This window comes from Coprobacter secundus subsp. similis (assembly GCF_015097275.1).
Classification (GTDB): Bacteria; Bacteroidota; Bacteroidia; order Bacteroidales; family Coprobacteraceae; genus Coprobacter; species Coprobacter secundus.
The window spans coordinates 3,297,024-3,321,375 of record NZ_AP023322.1 but is presented as its reverse complement, the minus strand read 5'-3'; the positions used below and the strand labels follow the sequence as shown (position 1 = coordinate 3,321,375).

22 protein-coding genes are annotated in these 24,352 nt (G+C 38.6%); 10 read left to right on the top strand and 12 right to left on the bottom strand.

Annotation, left to right across the window (positions count from 1 at the left end):
• Positions 1-10: 10 nt before the first annotated feature.
• Both Cop2CBH44_RS13320 and thrC read left to right on the top strand, forming a co-directional pair.
• Complete coding sequence (locus Cop2CBH44_RS13320; RefSeq protein WP_021929577.1) at positions 11-1,216, top strand: cofactor-independent phosphoglycerate mutase; 1,206 nt, start codon at positions 11-13, stop codon at positions 1,214-1,216.
• Positions 1,217-1,226: 10 nt separating this feature from the next.
• Positions 1,227-2,528 (top strand): threonine synthase, encoded by a 1,302-nt coding sequence (gene thrC / locus Cop2CBH44_RS13315; protein WP_021929578.1) that lies wholly within the window; start codon positions 1,227-1,229, stop codon positions 2,526-2,528.
• Between the two features lie 83 nt (positions 2,529-2,611).
• Here the strand turns inward: thrC and Cop2CBH44_RS13310 are convergent, their stop codons facing one another.
• Positions 2,612-2,749, bottom strand: coding sequence for a hypothetical protein (locus tag Cop2CBH44_RS13310; protein WP_021929579.1), 138 nt, complete (start codon positions 2,747-2,749; stop codon positions 2,612-2,614).
• 160 nt (positions 2,750-2,909) lie between these two features.
• Between Cop2CBH44_RS13310 and Cop2CBH44_RS13305 the strand changes: the two genes are divergently transcribed.
• The 4 genes from Cop2CBH44_RS13305 to Cop2CBH44_RS13290 all read left to right on the top strand — a co-directional run bounded on the left by Cop2CBH44_RS13305 (position 2,910) and on the right by Cop2CBH44_RS13290 (position 6,836).
• Positions 2,910-3,557, top strand: a complete 648-nt coding sequence (locus Cop2CBH44_RS13305) for a response regulator transcription factor (protein ID WP_200755978.1) — start codon at positions 2,910-2,912, stop codon at positions 3,555-3,557.
• Positions 3,558-3,640: 83 nt separating this feature from the next.
• Positions 3,641-4,759 (top strand): ABC transporter substrate-binding protein, encoded by a 1,119-nt coding sequence (locus Cop2CBH44_RS13300; RefSeq protein ID WP_200754988.1) that lies wholly within the window; start codon positions 3,641-3,643, stop codon positions 4,757-4,759.
• On the top strand, positions 4,756-5,808 hold the full coding sequence (locus Cop2CBH44_RS13295; RefSeq protein ID WP_021929582.1) for an iron ABC transporter permease: 1,053 nt from the start codon (positions 4,756-4,758) through the stop codon (positions 5,806-5,808). The genes Cop2CBH44_RS13300 and Cop2CBH44_RS13295 overlap by 4 nt, the downstream gene beginning before the upstream one ends.
• The gene (locus Cop2CBH44_RS13290) at positions 5,808-6,836 is read left to right on the top strand and encodes an ABC transporter ATP-binding protein (protein WP_021929583.1); all 1,029 of its coding nucleotides are present in this window, start codon (positions 5,808-5,810) and stop codon (positions 6,834-6,836) included. The genes Cop2CBH44_RS13295 and Cop2CBH44_RS13290 overlap by 1 nt, the downstream gene beginning before the upstream one ends.
• Here Cop2CBH44_RS13290 and lpxB read toward each other — a convergent pair.
• Entirely contained in the window at positions 6,823-7,965 is a 1,143-nt protein-coding gene (gene lpxB / locus Cop2CBH44_RS13285; protein ID WP_021929584.1) for a lipid-A-disaccharide synthase, read from the bottom strand. The genes Cop2CBH44_RS13290 and lpxB overlap by 14 nt on opposite strands.
• 128 nt (positions 7,966-8,093) lie before the next feature.
• On the opposite strand from lpxB, the gene Cop2CBH44_RS13280 reads away from it, so the two are divergent.
• The gene (locus Cop2CBH44_RS13280) at positions 8,094-9,518 is read left to right on the top strand and encodes a choice-of-anchor Q domain-containing protein (protein WP_021929585.1); all 1,425 of its coding nucleotides are present in this window, start codon (positions 8,094-8,096) and stop codon (positions 9,516-9,518) included.
• Between the two features lie 24 nt (positions 9,519-9,542).
• On the opposite strand, the gene Cop2CBH44_RS13275 is transcribed toward Cop2CBH44_RS13280, so the two are convergent.
• Complete coding sequence (locus tag Cop2CBH44_RS13275) at positions 9,543-11,324, bottom strand: DNA polymerase III subunit gamma/tau (RefSeq protein WP_200754987.1); 1,782 nt, start codon at positions 11,322-11,324, stop codon at positions 9,543-9,545.
• A 151-nt stretch (positions 11,325-11,475) separates the two neighbouring features.
• A complete protein-coding gene (gene cdd, locus Cop2CBH44_RS13270) occupies positions 11,476-11,958 on the bottom strand; it encodes a cytidine deaminase (RefSeq protein WP_021929587.1) in 483 nt (160 codons plus the stop codon).
• 93 nt (positions 11,959-12,051) lie between these two features.
• Here cdd and Cop2CBH44_RS13265 point away from each other — a divergent pair, with 93 nt between their 5' ends.
• Entirely contained in the window at positions 12,052-12,948 is an 897-nt protein-coding gene (locus tag Cop2CBH44_RS13265; RefSeq protein WP_021929588.1) for a glucosaminidase domain-containing protein, read from the top strand.
• Between the two features lie 45 nt (positions 12,949-12,993).
• Here the strand turns inward: Cop2CBH44_RS13265 and pgeF are convergent, their stop codons facing one another.
• The 5 genes from pgeF to Cop2CBH44_RS13240 form a co-directional block, all read right to left on the bottom strand.
• Positions 12,994-13,812, bottom strand: a complete 819-nt coding sequence (pgeF, locus tag Cop2CBH44_RS13260; protein ID WP_021929589.1) for a peptidoglycan editing factor PgeF — start codon at positions 13,810-13,812, stop codon at positions 12,994-12,996.
• A complete protein-coding gene (obgE, locus tag Cop2CBH44_RS13255) occupies positions 13,809-14,924 on the bottom strand; it encodes a GTPase ObgE (protein WP_200754986.1) in 1,116 nt (371 codons plus the stop codon). The genes pgeF and obgE overlap by 4 nt, the downstream gene beginning before the upstream one ends.
• Before the next feature lie 143 nt (positions 14,925-15,067).
• A complete protein-coding gene (locus tag Cop2CBH44_RS13250) occupies positions 15,068-15,640 on the bottom strand; it encodes an adenylate kinase (RefSeq protein ID WP_021929591.1) in 573 nt (190 codons plus the stop codon).
• A gap of 19 nt (positions 15,641-15,659) precedes the next feature.
• The gene (hpt, locus tag Cop2CBH44_RS13245) at positions 15,660-16,196 is read right to left on the bottom strand and encodes a hypoxanthine phosphoribosyltransferase (RefSeq protein ID WP_200754985.1); all 537 of its coding nucleotides are present in this window, start codon (positions 16,194-16,196) and stop codon (positions 15,660-15,662) included.
• Between the two features lie 101 nt (positions 16,197-16,297).
• Entirely contained in the window at positions 16,298-17,617 is a 1,320-nt protein-coding gene (locus tag Cop2CBH44_RS13240) for a peptide MFS transporter (protein WP_021929593.1), read from the bottom strand.
• Between the two features lie 122 nt (positions 17,618-17,739).
• On the opposite strand from Cop2CBH44_RS13240, the gene Cop2CBH44_RS13235 reads away from it, so the two are divergent.
• On the top strand, positions 17,740-19,263 hold the full coding sequence (locus Cop2CBH44_RS13235; protein ID WP_200754984.1) for an NAD(P)H-hydrate dehydratase: 1,524 nt from the start codon (positions 17,740-17,742) through the stop codon (positions 19,261-19,263).
• Positions 19,264-19,277: 14 nt separating this feature from the next.
• Positions 19,278-20,345, top strand: coding sequence for a DUF4831 family protein (locus Cop2CBH44_RS13230; RefSeq protein WP_200754983.1), 1,068 nt, complete (start codon positions 19,278-19,280; stop codon positions 20,343-20,345).
• A gap of 75 nt (positions 20,346-20,420) precedes the next feature.
• On the opposite strand, the gene argB is transcribed toward Cop2CBH44_RS13230, so the two are convergent.
• The 3 genes from argB to Cop2CBH44_RS13215 all read right to left on the bottom strand — a co-directional run bounded on the left by argB (position 20,421) and on the right by Cop2CBH44_RS13215 (position 24,262).
• Positions 20,421-21,188, bottom strand: coding sequence for an acetylglutamate kinase (gene argB, locus Cop2CBH44_RS13225; protein WP_021929596.1), 768 nt, complete (start codon positions 21,186-21,188; stop codon positions 20,421-20,423).
• A 13-nt stretch (positions 21,189-21,201) separates the two neighbouring features.
• Positions 21,202-22,318 (bottom strand): peptide chain release factor 2 gene (gene prfB / locus Cop2CBH44_RS13220; RefSeq protein WP_154668473.1). Its coding sequence is split into 2 segments (ribosomal slippage): positions 21,202-22,254 and positions 22,256-22,318, totalling 1,116 coding nucleotides; the frame shifts between segments, so codons are not numbered across the junction.
• A gap of 138 nt (positions 22,319-22,456) precedes the next feature.
• Positions 22,457-24,262, bottom strand: a complete 1,806-nt coding sequence (locus Cop2CBH44_RS13215; protein ID WP_021929598.1) for an AMP-dependent synthetase/ligase — start codon at positions 24,260-24,262, stop codon at positions 22,457-22,459.
• Positions 24,263-24,352 lie beyond the last annotated feature (90 nt).

Below are 24,352 nucleotides of genomic sequence, written 5' to 3'. Positions count from 1 at the left end.
AAAGTGACAAATGAAATATTTGATCGTTTTAGGTGATGGTATGGCTGATGAGCCGATTCCTGAATTAGGGAACAGAACGCCTTTACAAGCCGCTAAAACTCCGGTAATGGACTGGCTTGCTGCTAATGGCCGTTGCGGGCAATTAGACACAGTTCCTAAAGGATTTCATCCGGGAAGTGAAATAGCCAATATGTCTGTTTTAGGTTATGACCTTAATCAGGTTTTTGAAGGGCGAGGGTCTCTCGAAGCCGCCAGCATGGGCGTAAATATCGAACCCGGAGAAATGGCTATGAGATGTAATCTTATCTGCATAGAAAACGGAATTATCAAAAATCATTCAGCCGGGCATATTTCGAATGAAGAAGCCGACGAACTCATCCTTTTTTTACAAAAAGAACTCGGAGGAAATGATGTTAATTTCTTTTCCGGAGTTTCTTATCGCCATCTTTTAAAATTAAAAAATGGAGATAAAAGAATAGATTGTACCCCTCCCCACGACGTACCGGGAACCGCATTTGCATCTGTGATGATTAAGGCTGAAGTTCCAGAGGCTGAAAAAACGGCCGAACGACTAAATGAACTCATCCTCCTATCTCAGAAAATACTACCCAATCACCCTGTGAACCTGAAAAGAGCCCAGCAAGGAAAAGATATGGCCAATAGTATATGGCCTTGGTCCCCGGGATATAAACCTAAGATGGAGACATTACAACAACGCTATGGGATACAAAGCGGTGCCGTAATATCTGCTGTAGATTTAATAAAAGGAATAGGAGTATATGCCGGACTCGAAATTATCGAAGTTGAAGGAGCAACCGGTCTCTATACGACTAATTATGAAGGGAAAGCCGATGCGGCATTGACTGCATTGAAAAAACACGATTTTGTATATTTGCATATCGAAGCAAGCGATGAAGCAGGGCATGAAGGTGACGTAGACTTGAAGGTAAAGACAATAGAGTATCTTGACCATCGTGTACTTAAACGTATCATTGAAAAAGCCGGAGATTTAGGGGAACCTTTAACTATTGCAGTACTTCCCGACCATCCGACACCCTGTCGCCTGCGCACACATACAGCGGCTCCTGTCCCATTCTTGATTTACAGGCCGGGAATAACTCCTGACAATGTTTCAGTGTATGATGAATTTAGTGTAAAAAATGGTTTCTATGGGCACTTAAGCCACGACGAATTTATAAAAGAATTATTTAAATAAATTACTTATAATGTTTTATTATAGCACCAATAAACAAACACAAGAAGTAACGCTCGAAGAGGCTGTTGTCAAAGGTCTGGCCAAAGACAAAGGCCTTTTCATGCCCAAACAGATAAAAAGATTACCCGATGCTTTTTATCACAATATCGGAGAAATGAGTTTTCAAGAAATCTCATTCATTGTTGCCGAAGCCTTTTTCGGAGAAGATGTAGAAGCCGATGTTCTAAAAGAAATCGTATACGATACATTGAACTTCGATACTCCGGTAATCCCTGTATGTGATAATATCTATAGTCTTGAACTCTTTCACGGTCCTACATTAGCATTTAAAGATGTAGGAGCACGCTTTATGGCCCGTCTATTAGGCCATTTTATTAAAAAAGAAGGGAAAAAAGAAGTTAATGTTCTTGTGGCAACTTCGGGAGATACCGGCAGTGCCGTTGCCAACGGATTTCTCGGCGTTCCCGGCATACATGTATATGTCCTCTATCCTAAAGGCAAAGTCAGTGAGATTCAGGAAAAACAATTTACTACACTTGGGAAAAATATTACAGCCATAGAAATTGACGGGACTTTCGATGACTGCCAAGCTCTCGTAAAATCGGCCTTTATGGATGAAGAGCTAAATAATGCGATGAAATTAACTTCGGCAAATTCCATCAATGTCGCCAGATTTCTTCCTCAGGCATTCTACTACTTTTATGCATATGCCCAATTAGCTAAAAAAGAGAAAGCCCAAAATGTAGTATTTAGTGTACCCAGTGGAAATTTCGGAAATATTACAGCTGGATTATTTGCTAAAAGAATGGGACTTCCTGTAAAGAGATTTATTGCAGCAAACAATCGTAACGACATTTTCCTTCAATACCTCAATACAGGAATATACTCCCCACGTCCCTCAATTGCAACTATAGCTAATGCTATGGATGTTGGTAATCCGAGCAATTTCGCACGTATTCTGGAACTTTATAAAAATTCTCATGAAGCAATCTGTAAAGAAATCAGTGGATATAGCTATACCGATGACATGATACGCGAAGCAATAAACACACTGTACAAAACGTCAGGGTATCTGCTCGACCCCCATGGAGCTTGTGGTTACCAGGCCCTAAAAGATTCGTTACAGCCTGAAGAAAACGGTGTATTTTTAGAAACAGCACACCCTGCTAAATTTTTAGAAACTGTAGAAAATACAATTCATGAAAATGTAAAAATACCCCAAACTCTCCAGACATTTATGAAAGGGGAAAAGAAAAGTGTAGAGTTACCCTCTACGTTCATTCCGTTCAAACGCTTTTTGATGGAACAATAATAAAAAAATTTGTTATAAACAAGGTAAAATATTGAGTTTGAAATATCATATTCGATATTTTACCCTGTTCTTCATACTGTGATTCAATTCAAAATACGATTTCTCTGGTTATTCGCTTTTTCCGGTCTTGACTTGCCGATACGTTTACCCGAAGGGGCCTTTCGACTTCTTTTACCTGCATTCTTTATTCCACATCCTTTATGTTTGGCATCTTTTTTCATATACACATTTTTTACACAACAAATATACAAACTTACTCAAGAAATATTTATACCCCATTAAAATCATGACAAGATATAGCCAGCTCTTGTGTCAGATATTCACGCAAAAATTCTATATTTGTATAGGCTAAAGTTCCAAACACACGAGCCCATGCATGAAATAAAAAATATAATATTGGCAGACAATCAGGACATAACAAAAGCCGGATTGCTATATTTACTGAAAAAGAATTATAAAGACTTGTCTTACTCTTTTGCCTCCAATAAAAGTGAGCTCATTTCCCAATTAAATGTAAATGAAGATTCCCTAATAATACTCGATTACACTCTTTTCAACTTTAACCGTATTGAGGAACTACTCATTCTAAGAGAACGATTCAAAAATTCAGCATGGTTACTTTTTTCTATTGAACTAAGCAATGGTTTCTTATATTATATCGCTCAAAATCATCTTCCAATAAGTATTGTTTTAAAAGAAAATTCCAAGGAAGAAATCCTAACAGCCATACATTATACTCTCAAAGGGGTACGGTTCTTATGTAATTATGCAAGCAATCAATTACTTGAGCATAGGATTCAGGCTTCTGCCCCATCTCCTCAGCTAACTCGAACAGAAACAGATATTCTTAAAGAAATAGCTCTTGGAAAAACGACTAAAGAGATAGCCGCTTCTCGAAATCTTAGTTTCCATACTGTCAATACCCATCGTAAAAATATATTTCGTAAACTGGAAGTCAATACTATCCACGAAGCTACAAAATATGCCATACGAGCCGGTCTGATAGACTTAGCTGAATATTATATATAGGCCTCATATATTTAGATATTGAAATTTAAATAGAAAAATGTATCTTTAACTCCGTTTTTAACAACCGTTCAAATATTGATAATATGGAAAAATTTCTTTTATTATTATCTTTTTACCTCATATTAAGCTGTTCTCCAAATAATAAACAAGAAAATAATAAATCAACAGAAGTCTATAGAACAACATATGCCCAAGGATTCTCTATAAAAAAATTTCCCGATTATACTGAAGTGCAAATTCTCAATCCGTGGGATACTACTCGAATTTTACACACATACATTCTCGTACCCCGTGATACCCAACTTCCATCCAATATCCCTTTGGGAACTGTTGTCCGAATCCCTCTCAAAAATGTCGCGGTATATTCATCGGCCCATTGCAGTATGCTTGAAGCCATAGATGCAAGACAAACCATAACCGGGATTTGTGACTCCCGGTACATCACATTGCCATTTATCAAAAAAGGTCTTTCTTCTGGAAAAATCAAAGACCTTGGAGAGTCTTATTCTCCCGATGTAGAAAAAATAATAGAACTAAATCCCGAGGCTATTCTTGTTTCTCCTATGGAAAATACAGGCTATGGAAGAGTTGAAAAATGCGGAATACCTATCATTGAATGTAGTGACTATATGGAAAATCATCCTTTAGGCCGGACCGAATGGATTAGATTACTGGGGTTATTTTTCGGACAGGAAGGCAAAGCAGATTCTTTGTTCAGCCAAACAATGACCCGATACAACGAATTATGTAATAATCTTCCACAAAAAGTACATAAACCTTCTGTTTTCACCGAAACAAAATTGAGCTCTGTCTGGTATCAACCAGGAGGCAATAGTTACATGGCCTGTTTGCTAAAAGACGCGGGAGCCGATTATATATGGAAAAACGATTCTCACACAGGCTCTATCGCTCTCTCTTTCGAAACAGTATTTGAGAAAGCCCACCAAGCTGATATCTGGCTTATCAAATATAATAATGAAAAAGACCTGACTTATCAAAGTCTCGAAAAAGATTACAAACCTTACAATCAATTTGATGCATTCAAAAATAAAAAAATATACGGCTGTAATACACTAAAATCATCGTATTATGACGATTTGCCATTACACCCTGATTACATTTTAAAAGATATGATAAACATATTTCATCCCGGACATTTATCCGATACGTCACTCAAATACTTTAAAAAATTGAATGAATGAAAAATAAAATATTCACTACAGATTCGGGACAAATATATGTGACTTGCCTGTTGTTGATTATTATAATCCTATTTATATGTAATCTTATATTTGGTTCTGTATCCATCCCCATACGTTCTGTATGGAACATCCTTCTGGGTAATGAAACGGAAAAAAGCAGTTGGTCTTTCATCATCCTGCAATCAAGGCTTCCCCAAGCCTTTACCGCTTTACTTTGCGGGGCAGCCTTATCCGTATCAGGGCTCCTGCTCCAAACTGCATTCAACAATCCTCTCGCCGGACCATCTATTTTAGGTATCAATACGGGAGCGAGTTTAGGTGTTGCATTGGTTATGCTGGTTTTTGGAAGCTCCATAGGTAAAGCCGGATTATTTTCCTTGTCGGGCAGCTTGGCTATCATTACAGGGGCATTCGTGGGTTCTGCACTCATTTTGGGGACTATCTTATTCTTCTCTACCTTGGTAAAAAGTAACTTGATGCTACTCATCATAGGGATTATGGTCGGTTATATAACCTCATCTGCCATATCTCTTATCAATTTTTTTGCTACTGCCGAAGGCGTTTTTTCATATACTTTATGGGGAATGGGTGATTTCTCCGGTGTATCACGAGAGCAGCTACCTTTTTTCAGTCTTATGATTATAATCGGCCTTTTCATCTCTATTCTTTTAGTAAAACCTCTAAATGCACTTTTGTTAGGAGAGCGCTATGCTGCCAATCTGGGTATTTCTATCGGGCGTATCCGCTGGATATTGTTATTTGCTACCGGTCTATTAACAGCGACTGCCACAGCATTTTGCGGCCCCATCTCTTTCATCGGGTTAGCTGTTCCTCATATATCACGGCTGTTATTAGGCTCTTCCAATCATACTATACTGCTCCCGGTTACTTTACTTATGGGTGCTGTTGTTGCCCTGCTTTGTAATCTCATATGTATATTACCGGGAGAAAACGGGCTATTGCCCTTAAATGCAATCACTCCCATTCTGGGGGCTCCAGTCATTATTTACGTAATCATCAACCAAAAGAAAATACAATACTTTCATTGATGAAAAAAGAATCTATATTCATAGCCGAAAACATAAGTATAGGATACCGGCAGAATCAGGCTGACATAAAAACAATACATTCCCTTTTAAACTTTTCTTTATTCAAAGGGGAGTTAACTTGTCTATTAGGTCCTAATGGTGCAGGAAAATCGACCCTATTACGAACCTTAAGTACCATGCAAGCTCCTCTCACCGGAAATATCTATCTGCTCGGGAAAGCTCTCAAAGATTATAAAGAATATGAAATATCCCGTCTAATCGGAGTTGTCTTAACAGACAAAATCTATGCAGGAGGCCTAACTGTAGCTGAACTCGTATCTTTAGGGCGACATCCTTATACCGGTTTTTTTGGGAAACTAAACAAGAAAGACAAAGAGATTATCGAAAAAGCCCTATCGATAACAGGCATTATCGATAAAGCCAGTCACTATGTCTCCCAATTATCTGACGGTGAACGGCAAAAAGTAATGATAGCCAAGGCTCTTGCCCAAGAATGCCCTATCGTATTACTGGATGAACCCACAGCCTTTTTAGACATACCCAGCCGAATAGATATCATGTTGTTACTTCACCAATTAGCTCATGATGAAAATAAGGCTATTTTATTGTCCACTCATGATACTGATTTAGCACTATTGTTATCTGACCGTCTCTGGCTATTATCAAGAGATAAAGGTCTACAGAGTGGTTTTACAGAAGATATCGTTTTATCTGGAGAAATGGATAGATTATTTTCTCGACCAAACATTTTTTTTAATAAAGAAAATGGAAGCTTCCGGCCCCAAATCTATCATCATCAGACTCCCGTCAGAGTCGACGCTAAGGGAGAACTGTCACATTGGTTGAAAAATCTCCTGCAAAAAAATGGTTTCATGCCGGTTTCCGACAAAAATACTTGTACAAATATTCATATATCGGCAAATCAAAAGGATAACATTTCTATTGAAATTGATAACGAAAAATATACAGTGCACTCATTTGAAGAAATCATTCCTATAATCGAATATACACGATCTATGACCGACTGATTTTCGATAAAGATTCCACAATCAGATATGCCGCTTTCTGCGGGGCATCCGGAGCACCCAATTTATCGGCCATTTCCTTATATCCAGAAATCATCTGTCGTCTTTCAGGCGTATCATTTAATAAAACTCTCAATTCTCTGCGAGTGTTCTCTACTGTAAACAAATGTACCAACAATTCTTTCACGATTTCCCTATCTGCAATAAGATTTACCAGTGAAACAAAACGAATATGCAAGATACGTTTAAAAATTTGATAGGCCAATTTACCTCCTTTCATCTTATAACAAACAACCTGAGGAACTCCTATCAGTGCCGTCTCGAGAGTTGCAGTACCAGACGTGACCAATGCAGCTCTGGATTGTTGTAACAAACGATATGTTTTCCCAAATACAACAGCCACGCCTTCGCCTTTGATAAATTGATTATAAAAATCAGGTTCTACACCAGGAGCTCCTGCAACAACCAATTGATAATCGCGAAAAGCTGATGCAGACTCTATCATTATCGGTAAATTATCTTTTATTTCAGCAACCCGACTACCCGCCAATAATGCTATTATCGGCTTATTTCCAAGCCTGCTTTCCTCAACAAACTGTTCAAAAGTTTCATTTTGATACGGGCGCTCAGACAATTCGTCGACCGTCGGATTCCCTACATAATCGATGTGGTAATTATGTTTTTGATAAAAAGGAACCTCAAAGGGCAATATAGAAAACATTCGGTCAACATATTTCCGAATACTCTTGATACGATATTCCTTCCACGCCCAGATTTTCGGAGATATATAATAATAAACAGGCGAAATCTGATGAATTTTTACAAATTTTGCAATTTTAAGATTAAACCCGGGATAATCTACAAGAATAACAACATCCGGTTTCCACTGAGTAATATCATTACAACACAAACGGATATTTGCCAATACTTTATCAAAATTCAATATCACCGGAATAAAGCCCATATAAGCCATTTCCCGATAATGCTTCACAAGCGTACCGCCTTCTGCAAGCATGAGGTCTCCTCCAAAAAATCGAAAAACAGCGTCTTTATCTTCATTCTTCAAAGCTTTCATCAATGCTGCTGCATGTAAATCTCCGGACGCTTCACCGGCAATCAGATAATATTTCATAACCCAATAAAATTGCTACTTTGGCAAAAGTACATTAACTTTTGAGGTTTTCATACTTCATTTTCAAATTTTCTCATTTTCCGTATCTTTGTTCCACAATAAGCAACATAAAAAAGCGTTATTTCTACATGAAGACTGAAAAACGAATTATACTTTTCCTTATCGCAATATTGTGCGGGTTATCTTTTGTGAGCTGTTTCAAAGAAGACTTCTCAACCAACCCAAACGACCGTCTCTCATTTTCTACCGACAGCGTAAAGTTCGATACCATTTTTACTCAAAAAGGAACAGCTACTTACTCATTCAGAGTCTATAACCATAATTCAAAAGCCTTGAATATATCATCTGTCCGATTGACAAATGGAAACACCGGATTTTATATAAATGTCGACGGACAACCAGGCCCAGATTTACAAAATATCGAAATACTAGGCAAAGACAGCCTCACCGTATTTGTCAAAGCCAATGTAGACCCTACAGGGCAAGATACGCCAATGAAAATAGAGGATGCTATCATCTTTACTACTAACGGTATAGACCAAAAGATTATTCTTGAAGCTTATGGGCAAGATGCTATTTTACTCCGAGGCGATACTATCAAAGTCGATACTGAATTTTCTTCCACCAAACCATATTTAATATACGATAGTCTTATCATCGCCCCAGATGTAACTTTGACCTTAAAAGCTGGTACACGATTACACTTTCATAATAAAGCCGAACTAAGAGTAAAAGGTCGATTAAATGCAGAAGGTTCCGTTTCCCAACCTGTAATATTCAGAGGCGACCGCTTAGACAACCTCTTTCCAACCTTGCCTTATGACTTCTTGGCCGGGCAATGGGGTGGCATACATTTTTATAAAGATAGTTACGATAATCATCTCAATCATGTATCTATGCGTGGTTCTTCTTACGGCATGGTGATAGACTCTTCAGACGTATCAAAGCTCAAATTGGAACTTAGTAATTCTGTCATACATAATTCAGCCGGAAATTTATTTTCTTCAACTGACAGTCAAATAAACGCGTGGAATTGTCAGTTTTCAAATGCAGGAAACGCCGTTTTAAAAATATCCGGAGGCAAAGCAGAATTCACACATTGTACCATAGTCAATTATTACCGTTTGGATATTATTCATTCTCCGATATTGACCCTCGATAAATATGCTTCTACATTAGGAGACAAAGCATTGAATATCTCTTTCAAAAACTGTATTATTTCGGGTAGCTACACTCTGATACAACCGACAGATTTGTTGGGATTCAATATTCATTTTTATAATTGTCTATTCACTCTGGGAGGAAGCGATGATGAAAACTTCCTCAACTGTATCTGGGAAGGTGACCCCAAATTCTACGCAACAGGCGATGATTATATATTCGATTATCGTCTTAGCTCAGACCAATCCTCCGCCATTAAAGCCGGAAATCCCGAATATCTAAACGACCAGTTACGGACGGATATGCTGGGAACACTTCGACCTAAAGGCGAAAATCCAGATATTGGAGCTTATCAATTCGTTCCGGAAAATGCAGAACAGGAAAATTTGTAAGATGTTTCTTTCTCCCCCTTTTATTTATGTCAATTCAAGACCGAACTTATCGGCAAATTGCCGGATATACGGATTTTTCTGAACCATCATATTTAATTTCTCTCTCTGACTAAAAGCTTTCTGTTTTTCAGCACGTGCGCTTTCTCGGACAGACATTGAAATGTGCGTATTTTGTAACTCTTGCTTCAGAAACGGAAGAATATAAACTCCTTTTTCCTGGACCAATTTTACTTGTGCCTGATTATCAACAACCACTTCAAAATGTAGTGCCGATTGCATTTGAGGTTTACAACTAATCATCGTATTTACCAATACTGTTTCGGTCGGTATGGTTTGCGTAAAACGAACCCAAGCCCTCTGCAAATCCTCTACAGTAAACGGATTATTCATTTCCGTCACAGTTCCCGTTTCTTTCTTAATTTGAGTCTCCGTCGTCACCTGAGGCTTCTTTATAGATATAGAAGGAGGCACCATTCTTGGCATCGGTGCTTTAGGAGGCTGAGACAACTGTGAAGTACCGGATACCGTCGCTCTTGGTGGCTGTACTGCTTGAGATTGCAACACAGCAGCCGATGATATCGGTTGCTGTACCTTATTTTGCTGCGGCATTTGCTGCACAGCGGTAGGTTGAGACGGAGCCGAAGGCTGATTTGAAGAGGTAGCTGGGGATACTTTCTGCAAAGGTGATGTCACAGAAGGTGCAACTTGTGCCGGAGCTAATAACTGGCACAGTTTTATCAACATCAACTCAACTAATAACCTTTTGTTATTACTGGTACGATAAGATAAATCACATCCGTTACTTATATCAATAGCTTTATACAAAAAATCGTTACTGCATTGAGCTGCTTGCTGCCCATAACGCTGAGCGACAGAAGGTCCCACTTCTAGCAAAGATAGTGTCGATGGATCTTTGCAAACCAAAAGGTTCCTGAAATGTGTACTCAATCCACTTACAAAATACTGGGCTTCAAAACCGTTTCGCAATATTTTATCGAAAATTAAAAGGGCTTCAGGTACAGATTGCCGCAAAAAAGAATCTGTCAATTTGAAATAATATTCATAATCCAAAACATTCAAATTCTCTATTACTGAAGCATATGTTATATGACCACGAGTAGAGCTAACTACCTGATCAAAAATCGACAATGCATCACGCATCCCCCCATCAGCCTTTTGCGCAATTATATTGAGCCCCTCAACTTCAGCCTCTATCCCCTCCTGAGAAGCGACATATTGCAGATGCTCAATCGTATCAGCTATTGTTATTCTTTGAAAATCATATATTTGACAGCGAGAAAGGATCGTCGGCAATATCTTATTTTTCTCTGTAGTAGCTAAAATAAAAATAGCATGGTGCGGAGGTTCTTCCAATGTCTTAAGAAAGGCATTAAATGCCTGAGATGAAAGCATATGGACCTCATCAATAATAAATACTTTATATTTACCTATTTGAGGTGCTACTCGTACTTGTTCAGTCAACTGTCGTATATCGTCTACTGAATTGTTAGATGCCGCATCAAGTTCCAATATATTATAAGAACGCTGTTCGTTAAAAGCGACACACGATTCACACTCGTTACAAGCTTCTCCATTCTCCGTAGGATGCAGGCAATTTATTGTTTTGGCAAAAATACGGGCACACGTAGTCTTCCCAACACCTCGAGGTCCGCAAAAAAGATAGGCATGCGCTAACTTCTGTGAATCAATAGCATTTTTAAGCGTTTGAGTCAGAGCCTTCTGACCAACGATTGAACGAAATGTTGACGGTCTGTATTTCCGAGCAGAAACAATATAACTATCCATCTTATCGGGGTATCCTTTCAATTTTTAGTACTTACAAATATACATGATTATCCCGGAATATTATAGAGCTATTTTCTTTTTTAGAAATTGTTGAACGTATTTTTAATTCTGCAATCCCAAACAAAAAAATATTTTTGAAAAAAATGCAAAATCAAACTTCCATGCTACTTTTATCGAAATGTAAGGGCAATATATCTTTTATCGAATTTACAACATAAACACCCTCTTTACCATACATCAACAATCGGATAGGCGTATCGAAACGATTTTCCGTCTCCAAAATTACTTGGCGACAAGCTCCACAAGGAGCAACTTGTGACTCTGTAAAATCACCTCCTGCTTGTGCCGCTAAAGCGATAGCCTTTACAGGGACATCCGGGAAATTGGCATTTGCAAAAAATAACGTAACCCGCTCGGCACATAAGCCCGAAGGATACGCTGCATTTTCTTGATTATTGCCAGTTATTATCTCCCCATTTTCTAATAATGCGGCAGCCCCTACTTGAAACTTAGAATATGGCGCATAAGACTTATTGCTGGCCTTCTTTGCAAGATCTATTAAGTTTTTTTCTATATTACTCAGTTCATCATAAGAACAAACTGTTATCTTTGCAGGGATATTTAACTCTTTCATAGCAGTATGCTTTTGTAAGAATACAAATATAACAAAGTTTCGATAGAAAATATCAGTCTCTATCTTTCTTTTTATAATAAAAACATATAGAAAATGCTGTTCCGAAAATTTATTTCTGTTTGTTTATTGCTTCTGATTTCAAGTATATTCTTTATATCTGAAGCTCAAAATAAGAACCGTATTTATTTGCAATACATAGATACATACAAAGATTTGGCTATCGAACATCAACGTAAATATAAAATACCAGCCAGCATTACCTTGGCACAAGGTTTGCTCGAATCAGGTGCCGGGAGAGGTACTCTCGCTCGAAAATCAAACAATCACTTTGGAATAAAATGCCATAAATGGCAAGGGCAAAAGGTATATCATGATGACGACGCCAAAGGCGAATGTTTCCGCAAATACAGGCATCCCAAAGAATCATACGAAGATCATTCTCTTTTCTTGACCAGAAACATGCGCTACGCTTGTCTTTTCGAATTAAAAAGCACAGATTACAAAGGCTGGGCGCGTGGATTACAACGATGCGGATATGCAACAGACAAAGCCTATGCCAGTAAACTGATACAACTGATAGAATTGTATGAACTATACCAGTATGATCGTAAAGGCAGTCGTAAAGAACCTAAAAAAACCGAAATCGTTATTTTACGACCAGTATACAAAGCTTACGGATTACTTTATGTCGAAGCCCGCGACGGTGAAACACCGGAATCTATCGCCAAAGAAATGGGATTCAGTGTTAGAAAAATATGCAAATATAACGAACTGCCCAAAGACTATCCTTTGGAGGAGGGGAATGTTCTTTTTCTCGAAAAGAAAAACAAAAAGGCAACCAAACAATTCAAACACCATACCGTAAAAGTAGGTGAATCTATGCACGATATCTCTCAACGGTATGGCATGAGATTAAAAAATCTTTATAAAATAAATCATAAAGATAAAGATTATGTTCCCTCTGAGGGGGATATCTTAAAATTAAGATAATGAAAAACGTTGTCGAACTCAAACTGTGATTATCCAGAAATGGTTTTACTGCTTCGACAGATAAATCCCTGTTACAAAACGTCCAGAAGATACAGATAACCGACGGGCCGAATAAAATTTATCGGATAATGTATATGTACAAAGTTGCGATATCTCTATCTGTGAGTGGGGAACACCTACATTTGCCAAATCCAATCTGTTTGCCTCCCATAAGTCAATATGGTACTTATTCGAATCCCGGTTAAAAAAACTGATTTGAGATAAATCGTAGCCAGAAGAACGGAATATGTCAATAACTTCATTCCCAACTTCAAAACACCCGGGACCAATAGATGGGCCAATCATAGCTTTAATATTTTCTGTCCCCGTTTTATACAACAAGCTCATACGCTCTACACATTGTCGTACAATATGTCTTACCGTCCCCCTCCATCCCGCATGAACGGCCGCTATAACTTTATTTTTTGTATCATATAATAACACCGGTACACAGTCGGCTGTCGTTACCCCAATAACGACGAAAGGTATATTGGTTATCAAAGCATCAATGCCATTTAACGCTTTCGTCTTCGAGTCTGTATCAAGAGACATAAAATATTCATCAACAGCACCAATCTTTACTCCATGTACTTGATGAGGGAGGAAAATATTTTCAGAAGATATACCAATAACCCTACCCAATTGCTTAAGATTTCTCAATACTTCGTCTCTATCTCCCCCAGAATATAACCCTAAATTAAAAGAAGAATAAGGATTATCAATCTTTGCCTGATTTCGTGTTGTAACGAAACTAAAAACATCATTATCTAAAAACGTAGACTCAAATTGCAATAACTCCAGTCCCTCCTGCTCAATAGAAATCATTCCTCCCAATCGTATTCTTCATAATCACCCTCATCTGCCTCATCCAATTCAAATTCATCTTCCTCCCTGACACGATGATTAACATCCAGATTTCGATGTGTAATAATCGTTACTTTATTCTCTTCTTTATTCAATTCCTGCCATAAGCAGTCTTTCAACTCCTGAATGCCTTGTCCTGTCACTGAAGATATAAATATACAAGGGACATCGGGCAAATCTTCTTTCAAAGCTGCGGTCAATTCTTCATCCAACATATCACACTTTGTGATGGCAAGAACTCTCTGTTTGTCTAACAGTTCAGGATTGAATTGTTTTATTTCATTCAGTAAAATTTCGTACTCCGAGCGTATATCATTGCTATCGGCCGGAACCATAAATAAGAGCAATGCATTCCGTTCTATATGACGCAAAAATCTTAATCCAAGTCCTCGACCTTCACTGGCACCTTCAATAATACCCGGAATATCAGCCATGACAAATGACCGATTGTCCCGATAAGAAACAATACCAAGATTCGGTTCCAATGTGGTAAACGGATAATCTGCAATTTTAGGTTTAGCTGCTGAAACAACCGATAGCAACGTAGATTTACCTGCATTCGGAAATCCAACTAATCCGACGTCAGCCAACAACTTCAATTCCATTATTACCGACCTTTCTTCTGCAGGTTCTCCCGGCTGAGCATATCGAGGTGTCTGGTTCGTAGCAGACCTGAAATGCCAGTTTCCTAAACCTCCACGGCCACCCTTCAATAAAATCAATTCTTGACCGTCTTCGGTAACTTCACACAAATATTCTCCGGTATCGGCATCAAACACAACAGTCCCGCACGGCACTTCTATAATCTGGTCTTCACCATCCTTTCCAAAACTTCTGCTGGCTCCACCATGTCCCCCATGTCCGGCAAATATATGACGCGAAAACTTTAAATGCAATAATGTCCAATAATTCCGGTTAGCACGTAAAATTATATGACCGCCCCGGCCGCCGTCTCCTCCGTCCGGACCACCTTTAGTTATAAATTTCTCTCGATGCAAATGCATCGAACCAGCCCCTCCTTTTCCTGAACGGCAATGAATCTTTACATAATCAACAAAATTTGAGCCCGCCATAAAATTTTATTTAATGCTTTAGGGGTGCAAATATACGATTTTTATCCGATTTCAGATTTATAGTCTCTGTTATAAAAAAGTAAAGGGACGGGATAAGGCTTTTGTCAAGTCTTATCCCGTCCCTTTCGTATCAATCCTTTTAATTACAAGTTGTCTATCTCTTTAGCAATAGAATCGAAAATAGAATCTACTGATCCCATGCCATGTATCTTTTTATATTTTTTTTCTTTGATATAAAAATCTTTCAGTGGTGTCGTTTGGTTATGATATACATCCAAACGACTCTTTATCGTCTCCAAGTTATCATCCGAACGTCCCGATACTTGACCACGTTTCAGTAAGCGGTCGATAAGTTCTTTTTCTTCTACCTCAAGCCCGATAACAGCTGAAACTTCAGTATTTCTCTCTGCCAACATTTTTTTCAAAGCTTCCGCCTGTGGAATGGTCCGAGGAAAACCGTCAAATATCACCCCTCGTTTAGCTTCCTCATTCATATCAAGGACTTTCGCCAACATATCAACAATCAAATCATCGGGAACCAATTGGCCTTTGGAGATATATCCTTCGGCAATTTTACCTAATTCTGTGCCATTTTTCATCTCGGCCCGTAATACATCACCCGTTGAGATATGGAATAATCCGTATTTCTCAATGATTTTTTCACTTTGTGTTCCTTTACCTGAGCCCGGAGCTCCGAAAATTACAATGTTCAACATCTCTATTCTACAATTTTTATTATTCTGATATCACATAAATATCTTTCAGATTACGTCCCTGTTCGTCATAATCAAGACCATAACCAACAATAAACGCATTGGGTATCTCTAATGCCACATAATCTACCTTAATATCACACTTCAATGCTTCAGGCTTGAACAGAAGAGAAGCAACCCGTATATCTTTGGGATTTCTGGCCCTAAGTTGTTCCTTTATATGCTGTATCGTATATCCTGTATCAACAATATCTTCCACAACGACAACTGTACGCTCGGTTATATCCTCTCCCAATCCTTGAATTTCTTTCACACGACCAGTCGATTGAGTTCCTGAATAAGATTTCATTCTCATAAAAGTTATCTCACTATCAATCGTTATTTCCCGGAAAAGGTCTGCTGCAAAAACAAAAGCTCCGTTCAACACACATATAAACAACGGGTTCTGTCCCGCTAAATCTTCATTAATGCGCGCAGCAACTTTCTGTATAGCCTCCTGAATCTTCTTCCGATCGATATAAGGGACAAATTTCTTGTCTTTTATTTGTATTGTGTTCATCGGCGTAGTATGTGATGATTATTTTTGATGCGCAAAGGTACAATATTTTGAAATAATGCAAAAAGATGTAGAGACTTTTATAGTATTCTCCTATCCAAAAGTTACTTTACACCACGCATCTTAATAGAAAGCCAACTGCTCATCGACAATAATATAATCCCGAGCAATACCGATACGACCGCTATAGAAGCAAAAATGCTCAGAGCTCCCAATTGTGAGAAAAAAGATGCTATCACCCCTCCGGCAATATTTGCCAAAAAACTACTTAAAAACCATACTCCCATCATAAAAGATACCAACCGCACAGGAGATAACTTAGATACCATCGATAATCCAATCGGAGATAAACATAACTCGCCCATAGTATGCAATAAATATGCACCTATGAGCCACAGAAGGTTTGCCTTAGCATCGGCAGATATACAGTTTTCTCTCTCTAAAGCTGCACCGACCATAAGTACAAATCCCAATCCAAGCAGAATCATCCCGCAACCCATTTTTACAGGAATAGACGGTTCTTTATGATAGCGAGACAAAAGATTCCACAATACAGAAAACGCAGGAGCCAATGTTATAATAAATACAGGATTTACAGATTGCAGCCATTCCGTCGGAATCGTATATCCTAAAATATCTCTGTTTATAAATTTTTCAGTATAAAGACTCATTGAACTACCGGCCTGTTCAAATCCTGCCCAAAAGAATGTACAGAAAGCAACCAGTATAAATATAACCATCGTACGGTCTTTTTCATCTTTCGTCAAAGGTTTCTTCTCGTCTTTTCCATTTTCATCCTTCCTTATCACCGGGCTTTTTCCTATCCGTCCAAGCAGTCGATTCGATAATGTATTATAGAATATCTGTCCCAACAACATTCCTGCTCCGGCAGTAAAAAATCCCCAACGATAACCATACGTCACAGCGAGATATCCAGTCACCAATGGTGCTATAAGGGCACCGATATTCACTCCCATATAAAATATTGTAAACGCCGAATCTTTTCGACTATCTGTCAATGGATACAAATCTCCTACAAGAACTGCAATATTAGGCTTAAAGAACCCATTTCCCACAATGAGCAACAGCAGACCTATCGTAAGAAATAACGGATCGGCTTTTGTTGCTAAGCAAAATTGTCCCAGCATCATCGTCAATCCTCCTATTGTAATCGATTTTCTTTGCCCTAAATAATTATCGGCCAACCACCCACCAATCAATGGCGTAAAATATACAAAGCCAGTAAAGAAACCATATATAAGACTGGCCTGACGCACATCGAAGCCCAGTCCACCTTCAAGTGCCGATTTTGTAAGATATAAAATCAGCATAGCCCTCATGCCATAGTAGCTAAAACGCTCCCACATTTCTGTAAAAAACAAAAGGTATAATCCTTTTGGATGTTTCATTGTGGTACTACTCATAAAAATAGTTATATTTGTTTGATTTTCGGGCGTAAAATTAGACAAAACATCTAATTTTTGCTACCATTGCAATAATTTATTTTTGCAATAAATATGATTTTACACTCAAATGTCAACCTAAAATGAAAATTTTCTTTACAAATGAAACTAAAAAGCTCGATGAATATACCATTGAGCATGAGCCTGTAAGTTCTATAGACTTGATGGAACGTGCCGCCTCATCTGTGACTTTTGAGATTATGTCCCGATGGCAACGTAACACACGTATTGTTGTCTTTGCAGGACCAGGGAACAATGGAGGTGATGCTCTTGCTGTAGCTCGTATGCTCATCGAAGAAGGGTACAAATTAGAAACCTACTTGTTCAACCCGTTCCAAAAACTGTCACCCGACTGTTCCAAAAATAAAGATCGTTTAAAAGATATAGAAGGCATACACCTTACTGAGGTTATAAAAGGGGATTTCCTTCCCCCCAGACTCGATACGCAGACATTAGTTATCGACGGACTATTCGGCTCAGGACTAAGAACTTCTTTAACAGGAGGCTTCGCCTCTGTCGTACAATATATAAACTCTTCTAAAGCTCAAGTAGTATCCATAGACTTACCTTCCGGATTATTTGGAGAAGATAATTCAGAAAATTATAGTAGGAATATTATACGAGCTACTCTTACTCTTACTTTTCAGTATCCAAAATTAGCGTTCATGTTGCCTGAAAACGCAGAGTATGTAGGAGAATGGAAAGTTATAGATATTGACATCCATCCAGAAATTATAGAAGCAACCCCTGCTAATTTTTATTATCTTGAAACAGATGAAATAGCACCATTAATAAAAAAGCGTCCGAAATTTGCCCATAAAAACAACTTCGGACACACCCTTATCATAGCCGGGAGCCAAGGAATGATGGGTGCCGCCGTTTTGGCAACTAAAGCGGCCTTACATATAGGGGCCGGGCTGGTCAGTGTGCACTCCGCCCAATGTGGATATGCTGTTTTACAGTCTGCTGTTCCGGAAGCCATGTTTCTTTCCGATACCAGCCAGACCCATATTACGGAAATAAATATCCAAAAACATTATACAACCTTTGGGATAGGCCCGGGTATTGGACGCAACGAAGAGACTGCAAAGGCTATAGAAGCTCTTTTCGGACAAATGAGACACCCCGTCGTCTTAGATGCAGATGCTATCAATATGGCGGCTACACACCCCAACTGGTTATCACAGCTTCCGGCAAATAGTATACTGACTCCACATATCAGGGAATTTGACCGTTTATTCGGGCAACATGACAACATGCTCGAAAGGCTAAAAAAGGCAACAGAAATGGCAAAGCGCTATCGTCTGATTATCATCCTGAAAGGAGCAAATACTGCGATAGTGACTCCCAAAGAAAAAGTATATTTCAACAGTACAGGAAACCCGGGAATGGCTACTGCCGGTAGCGGAGATGTCTTGACCGGAATTCTCTCGGGACTGTTATCTCAAGGATACTTGCCACACGAAGCAGCTGTCATAGGAGTTTTTATCCATGGGCTGGCAGGAGATATCGCTGCAGAAGAACAAAGTCAGGAGTACATAACAGCAGGAGATATCATTAATCATTTAGGTAAAGCTTATAAACACTTAAAAAATTACTTCGAATAATAAACATTTCAATTATGAAAAAAAGTATATTATCTCTTTGCATTTTATTTTCGGTTTGTAGTTACGCTCAAGAAACTACAAAATTTACAGCCGGAAAGCATAATGAATATGGTCTTCTATACTCCCTTCCCCAAACCGTTTTCGATATTGAAGTAACGGCTACCAAAACAACTCAAAAAGCCGGACCATATTATAAATATGCTGAGAAATACTTAGGAGTACCTGTATCAATTACGGAGGATAAAGTATTTTGGAATCTCGACAAAGTCAATGTTACATCCCATGGCATTCCGGACAAACGACAAGAATATTTAGTAAAATTCAAATCCGGCTCGGCTCCATTTATGTATCTAAACAAAGATGGACTTTTACTGTCCATCAACACAGAACCAATTACAGAAAGCATAAAAGCGAAAACATTGACTCCGGCAAAGACTCCCTCACCTTTAGAAAACAACAATTACGCTTCTGTATTAACAGAAGAAATGCTTATGTCCGGTTCCACAGCCAAAATGGCCGAAGTTGCAGCCAAGCAAATCTATCGCATTCGAGAAAGCCGTCTAGACCTGTCAACTGGAGAATCGGACCAAAAGCCGGCAGATGGTGCTGCACTCAAGCTCATGATGCAACAACTCGATGAACAAGAAAGTACTCTAATGGCTATGTTTATGGGGACAACCAAGACAGAGCAAGTTGTAAAACATTTTACATGGACTCCTACTGATGAAACAGCTAACGAAATTATTTTCAGAATTTCTGACCTAATCGGAATTGTAGATAAAAATAATTTAAGTGGAGCACCTGTATACATGAATTTAAAAATAACCGAAAAAGGAGAATACCCCGTCGACGCAAAAGGCAACATAAAAGAAATGCCCAAAAATGGTGTAGCCTACTGCATACCGGGCAAAGCCGCTGTCGAAATAACTTATAAGGGTAAACCAGTATTTAAAAATTCATTTCAAGTCGCTCAATTCGGTATTGTTTATGGATTGGATCCCAGCTTGTTCGACAACAAAAAAGCTCCTGCCCATGTAACATTCTATCCCCAAACCGGAGCAATCCACGAAATAGGCCAATAAAACAAAATATACCAGCCCTCAAAAAGGCATAAAAATTAATACCTTTTTGAGGGCTGATATAAAAATGATATGCATTTACCGTATCCGAGTACCTATTCCAGAACTAATTTCCGTAGCTTGGGTAATAATCACCTCTTTTACTCCTGCCCTAATAGCAGCAAAAGCATTTTCAAGTTTCGGAATCATCCCACCTTGTATAATACCATCGGCAACATATTCCTTAAATAAAGTCTCATCGATTTCCGGGATTACGCTGTCATCATCATTTTCGTCTCTCAATACACCTTTTTTCTCGAAACAATACATCAACGTAACATCGAAATACTGAGCTAAAGCCTTTGCTGCTTCTCCTGCGATAGTGTCAGCATTCGTATTCAGAAGATTTCCTTTACCGTCATGAGTAAGCGGAGCCAATACCGGGACTACTCCTGCCCGAATAAGTTTAGATAATGCTTCTCCTCCGGCTTCCTTCACATCTCCCACAAATCCATAGTCTACATCTTTCACCGGACGTTTTTCCGAACGTAATATATTCATATCGGCACCGGTCATACCTAATGCATCAACAGACAAGGCTTGTAATCCGGCAACAATATTCTTGTTTACCAAACCTCCGTACACCATAGTAACCACTTTCAGCATTTCTGCATCAGTTATACGCCTGCCGTTTACCATCTTACTTTCAATGCCCAGCTGGGAGGCGATTCGTGTTGCCGACCGGCCACCACCATGTACCAGCAATTTATAACCCTGGATATGGGAAAAATCATTGAGCAGAATCTGCAAAGATTCCGATTCCTCTACAATCTTTCCTCCGACTTTTACTATCGTCAACTTTTCCATCAAATATCCATTATTAAGACTGTTCGCCTCCAAATTCCATCAAATATGCTTTTATGAAACCATCAATATCTCCATCCATTACACCTTGCACATTTGACGTTTGATAATTGGTACGGTGGTCTTTTACCCGGCGATCATCAAAAACATAACTTCGGATCTGAGAACCCCATTCGATTTTTTTCTTTCCGGCCTCAACCTTCTGTTGTTCTTCCATACGCTTGCGTAACTCCATTTCATACAATTGAGATTTCAACAAACGCATAGCATTTTCCCGATTATCTAATTGAGAACGGGTCTCTGTATTCTCAATCAATATTTCCCGAGTTTCACCAGTATCCGGATCTTTATAATTATAACGTAACCGTACTCCGGTCTCCACTTTATTTACATTTTGTCCACCGGCACCTCCCGAACGGAAAGTATCCCAAGTTATATCTGCCGGATTTACATGTATTTCAATAGAATCATCTACTAAGGGAACAACAAAAACAGATGTAAACGAAGTCATCCGCTTACCTTGTGCATTAAACGGAGAGACACGTACCAGACGATGTACTCCATTCTCTGACTTCAAATAACCATAGGCATAATCACCCTCAATCTGTATGGTTGCACTTTTTATTCCTGCCTCATCACCTTCTAGCAGATTGGTTACCGTCACTTTATATTTATGATCTTCTGCCCAACGGATATACATACGCATCAGCATAGACGCCCAATCCTGGCTTTCCGTACCTCCAGCTCCAGAATTTATCTTCAGTACTGCACCTAATTTATCTTCTTCTCTGCGCAGCATATTGCGAAGCTCCAAATTCTCAATAATCTCTTTGGTAGTTGCATAAATCTGGTCAAGCTCTTCTTCGGTAATGACATCTTCCTTGACGAAATCAAATGCCAAGGTCAACTCCTCCACCGACTTCTCAGCTTCATTATATCCCTCAATCCAAAACTTCAATTCTTTTACTTTACGCATCTGTGCCTCTGCTTTCTTCTGGTCATTCCAAAAATCAGGGACATGAGTGCGCAACTCCTCTTCTTCCACTTGTATCAACTTCGCATCGATGTCAAAGATACCTCCTCAACGCCAACTTGCGTTCTTCAAGCTCCTTTAATTGTTCGGTAGTAATCATAATATTATTTATTTCTTATTTTTTTAATCCGTCGCGAAGATAATAAAAAAACAGTCCGCAACCTTTACCTCATTCAAGGTTTTTATCATGCTCAAACCTTATAAAGTAAAAATTGCGGACTTTTTATTTTTAAAAATATTATACGTACATCGCTTCTATTTCAGCACGATAGAGCTGATTAATAATGGGACGACGAATCTTCAATGTGTTTGTCAACTCTCCAGTTTCCATACTAAAAGCATGAGGCAACAACGTAAATTTTTTGATTTGCTCAAATCGGGCAAAATTTTGTTGTAATATATTGATTCGCTCCTGTATCAACTTATGGATATTTTGATTTTTAACCAAATCCTCCAAATTTCTATATTGTATTTGCTTCTGTGCAGCATACTCTTTAAGGGCTTCATATGCCGGAATAATAATTGCCGTAACATATTTACGCTGGTCTCCAATAACAGCTACCTGATCGATGTATTTATCTTCACCTAATTTAGTTTCGATTGCCTGAGGAGCAATGTACTTTCCATTCGATGTTTTAAACAAGTCTTTTATACGCTCCGTCAGGACCAATGCTCCATTATCAGTCAATCGACCCGCATCTCCCGTTCTGAACCATCCATCTTCTGTAAAAACCTGAGCCGTTTCTTCGGGCTTTTTATAATAGCCTTTCATCACTGTAGCTCCTTTTACCAATATTTCATTGTCCTTTCCGACTCTAACTTGGACAGAAGGCATTGTCTCTCCAACAGAGCCAATTTCATATCCTACCGAATTAAAACAAGATACTGTCGCAGTAGTTTCTGTAAGGCCATATCCATAGACAATATTTATCCCACACGTATGCAGGAACTCATTGATAGTATCTGAAAGAGGTGCTCCGGCAGTAGGAAAGATGTTGCCGTTAGGGATACCTATCGCCTTCCGCAAACGACTAAAAACCACTTTATCGAAAAGACGATATTGCAATTCCAGTCCAAATGGAGCTTTCTTTCCTAAACGGGCATAGTCTAAGTTACGACGATGTCCTACCTTCAAAGCCCTGTTCATCAAAACGCATTGTACCCCCTTAGCTGAAGATATTTTTTCTTGAACAGCAGTATACACTTTTTCCCAAAAACGTGGCACACTACACATTATAGTCGGGTTCACTTCTTTTATAGTATCTTGTATTTCATTGGGTTTTAAATTTATAGCAATTCGAATTCCCATTTCAAGACAAAAATAAGTCCAAGCTCTCTCAAATACATGTGTCAATGGGAGAAAACACATAGATACATCTTTATCTGAAATCATTGTCAAACGCTCTATATGTATACGCATGGCCTCATTGTAATTTGAATGAGCCAACATAACTCCTTTAGGCACACCCGTAGTACCTGAAGTATAAATAATATTTGCCAAATCCTCATCCTTTGCAGCACATGTACGAACCTCTACCAATGCCGCTTTATTTGACTCTTCACCCAACTTATATAAGTCAGAAAAATAAACAGATGTTTTGTCATCTTTTGCCAACTTAACATCCGAATCAAGAACAATCAACTTTTCCAATGTGGGACACACTTTCTGCGCCTCATAAGCATTATCATACTGGAATTGTTCTCCAACAAATAAGAAGCGAATCTCTGCTTCATTTATGATATATTCTATCTGGGACAACGAGCTCGTTGCATATAATGGCACAATAACGGCTCTATTGGCATAAGCTGCAAAATCAATAATTAGACCCTCTGGTTTATTTTGTGTATAAGTAGCCAAATTCTCCTGTTCCTTTACTTCCAGTTCTGCCAATGCTTTTGCTATTGTATCAACTTGTTGAGCAAATTTATTCCAAGAAGTAGAAACCCACTGATTCGTTTTATAATCCTTGTGACGAAAAACTTCGCGATTGCCATACTTCTCAGCCTGGCGACGGATTAGATTTGAAAAGTTTTTTATTACCATAGAATTTAAATGAAATTCGGGGACAAAGGTAATCATTAAAACAACATGAAATCCATTTTAAGAAGTTTTAAATCCTTATCAACTCTTTTA

What these genes read in the sequence shown, in the direction of transcription:
- Cop2CBH44_RS13320 (WP_021929577.1), top strand. Translation starts at nt 11, where the DNA reads ATGAAATATTTGATCGTTTTAGGTGATGGTATGGCTGATGAGCCGATT.
- thrC (WP_021929578.1), top strand. Translation starts at nt 1,227, where the DNA reads ATGTTTTATTATAGCACCAATAAACAAACACAAGAAGTAACGCTCGAA.
- Cop2CBH44_RS13310 (WP_021929579.1), bottom strand. Translation starts at nt 2,749, where the DNA reads ATGAAAAAAGATGCCAAACATAAAGGATGTGGAATAAAGAATGCAGGT.
- Cop2CBH44_RS13300 (WP_200754988.1), top strand. Translation starts at nt 3,641, where the DNA reads ATGGAAAAATTTCTTTTATTATTATCTTTTTACCTCATATTAAGCTGT.
- Cop2CBH44_RS13295 (WP_021929582.1), top strand. Translation starts at nt 4,756, where the DNA reads ATGAAAAATAAAATATTCACTACAGATTCGGGACAAATATATGTGACT.
- Cop2CBH44_RS13290 (WP_021929583.1), top strand. Translation starts at nt 5,808, where the DNA reads ATGAAAAAAGAATCTATATTCATAGCCGAAAACATAAGTATAGGATAC.
- lpxB (WP_021929584.1), bottom strand. Translation starts at nt 7,965, where the DNA reads ATGAAATATTATCTGATTGCCGGTGAAGCGTCCGGAGATTTACATGCA.
- Cop2CBH44_RS13280 (WP_021929585.1), top strand. Translation starts at nt 8,094, where the DNA reads ATGAAGACTGAAAAACGAATTATACTTTTCCTTATCGCAATATTGTGC.
- Cop2CBH44_RS13275 (WP_200754987.1), bottom strand. Translation starts at nt 11,324, where the DNA reads ATGGATAGTTATATTGTTTCTGCTCGGAAATACAGACCGTCAACATTT.
- cdd (WP_021929587.1), bottom strand. Translation starts at nt 11,958, where the DNA reads ATGAAAGAGTTAAATATCCCTGCAAAGATAACAGTTTGTTCTTATGAT.
- Cop2CBH44_RS13265 (WP_021929588.1), top strand. Translation starts at nt 12,052, where the DNA reads ATGCTGTTCCGAAAATTTATTTCTGTTTGTTTATTGCTTCTGATTTCA.
- pgeF (WP_021929589.1), bottom strand. Translation starts at nt 13,812, where the DNA reads ATGATTTCTATTGAGCAGGAGGGACTGGAGTTATTGCAATTTGAGTCT.
- obgE (WP_200754986.1), bottom strand. Translation starts at nt 14,924, where the DNA reads ATGGCGGGCTCAAATTTTGTTGATTATGTAAAGATTCATTGCCGTTCA.
- Cop2CBH44_RS13250 (WP_021929591.1), bottom strand. Translation starts at nt 15,640, where the DNA reads ATGTTGAACATTGTAATTTTCGGAGCTCCGGGCTCAGGTAAAGGAACA.
- hpt (WP_200754985.1), bottom strand. Translation starts at nt 16,196, where the DNA reads ATGAACACAATACAAATAAAAGACAAGAAATTTGTCCCTTATATCGAT.
- Cop2CBH44_RS13240 (WP_021929593.1), bottom strand. Translation starts at nt 17,617, where the DNA reads ATGAGTAGTACCACAATGAAACATCCAAAAGGATTATACCTTTTGTTT.
- Cop2CBH44_RS13235 (WP_200754984.1), top strand. Translation starts at nt 17,740, where the DNA reads ATGAAAATTTTCTTTACAAATGAAACTAAAAAGCTCGATGAATATACC.
- Cop2CBH44_RS13230 (WP_200754983.1), top strand. Translation starts at nt 19,278, where the DNA reads ATGAAAAAAAGTATATTATCTCTTTGCATTTTATTTTCGGTTTGTAGT.
- argB (WP_021929596.1), bottom strand. Translation starts at nt 21,188, where the DNA reads ATGGAAAAGTTGACGATAGTAAAAGTCGGAGGAAAGATTGTAGAGGAA.
- Cop2CBH44_RS13215 (WP_021929598.1), bottom strand. Translation starts at nt 24,262, where the DNA reads ATGGTAATAAAAAACTTTTCAAATCTAATCCGTCGCCAGGCTGAGAAG.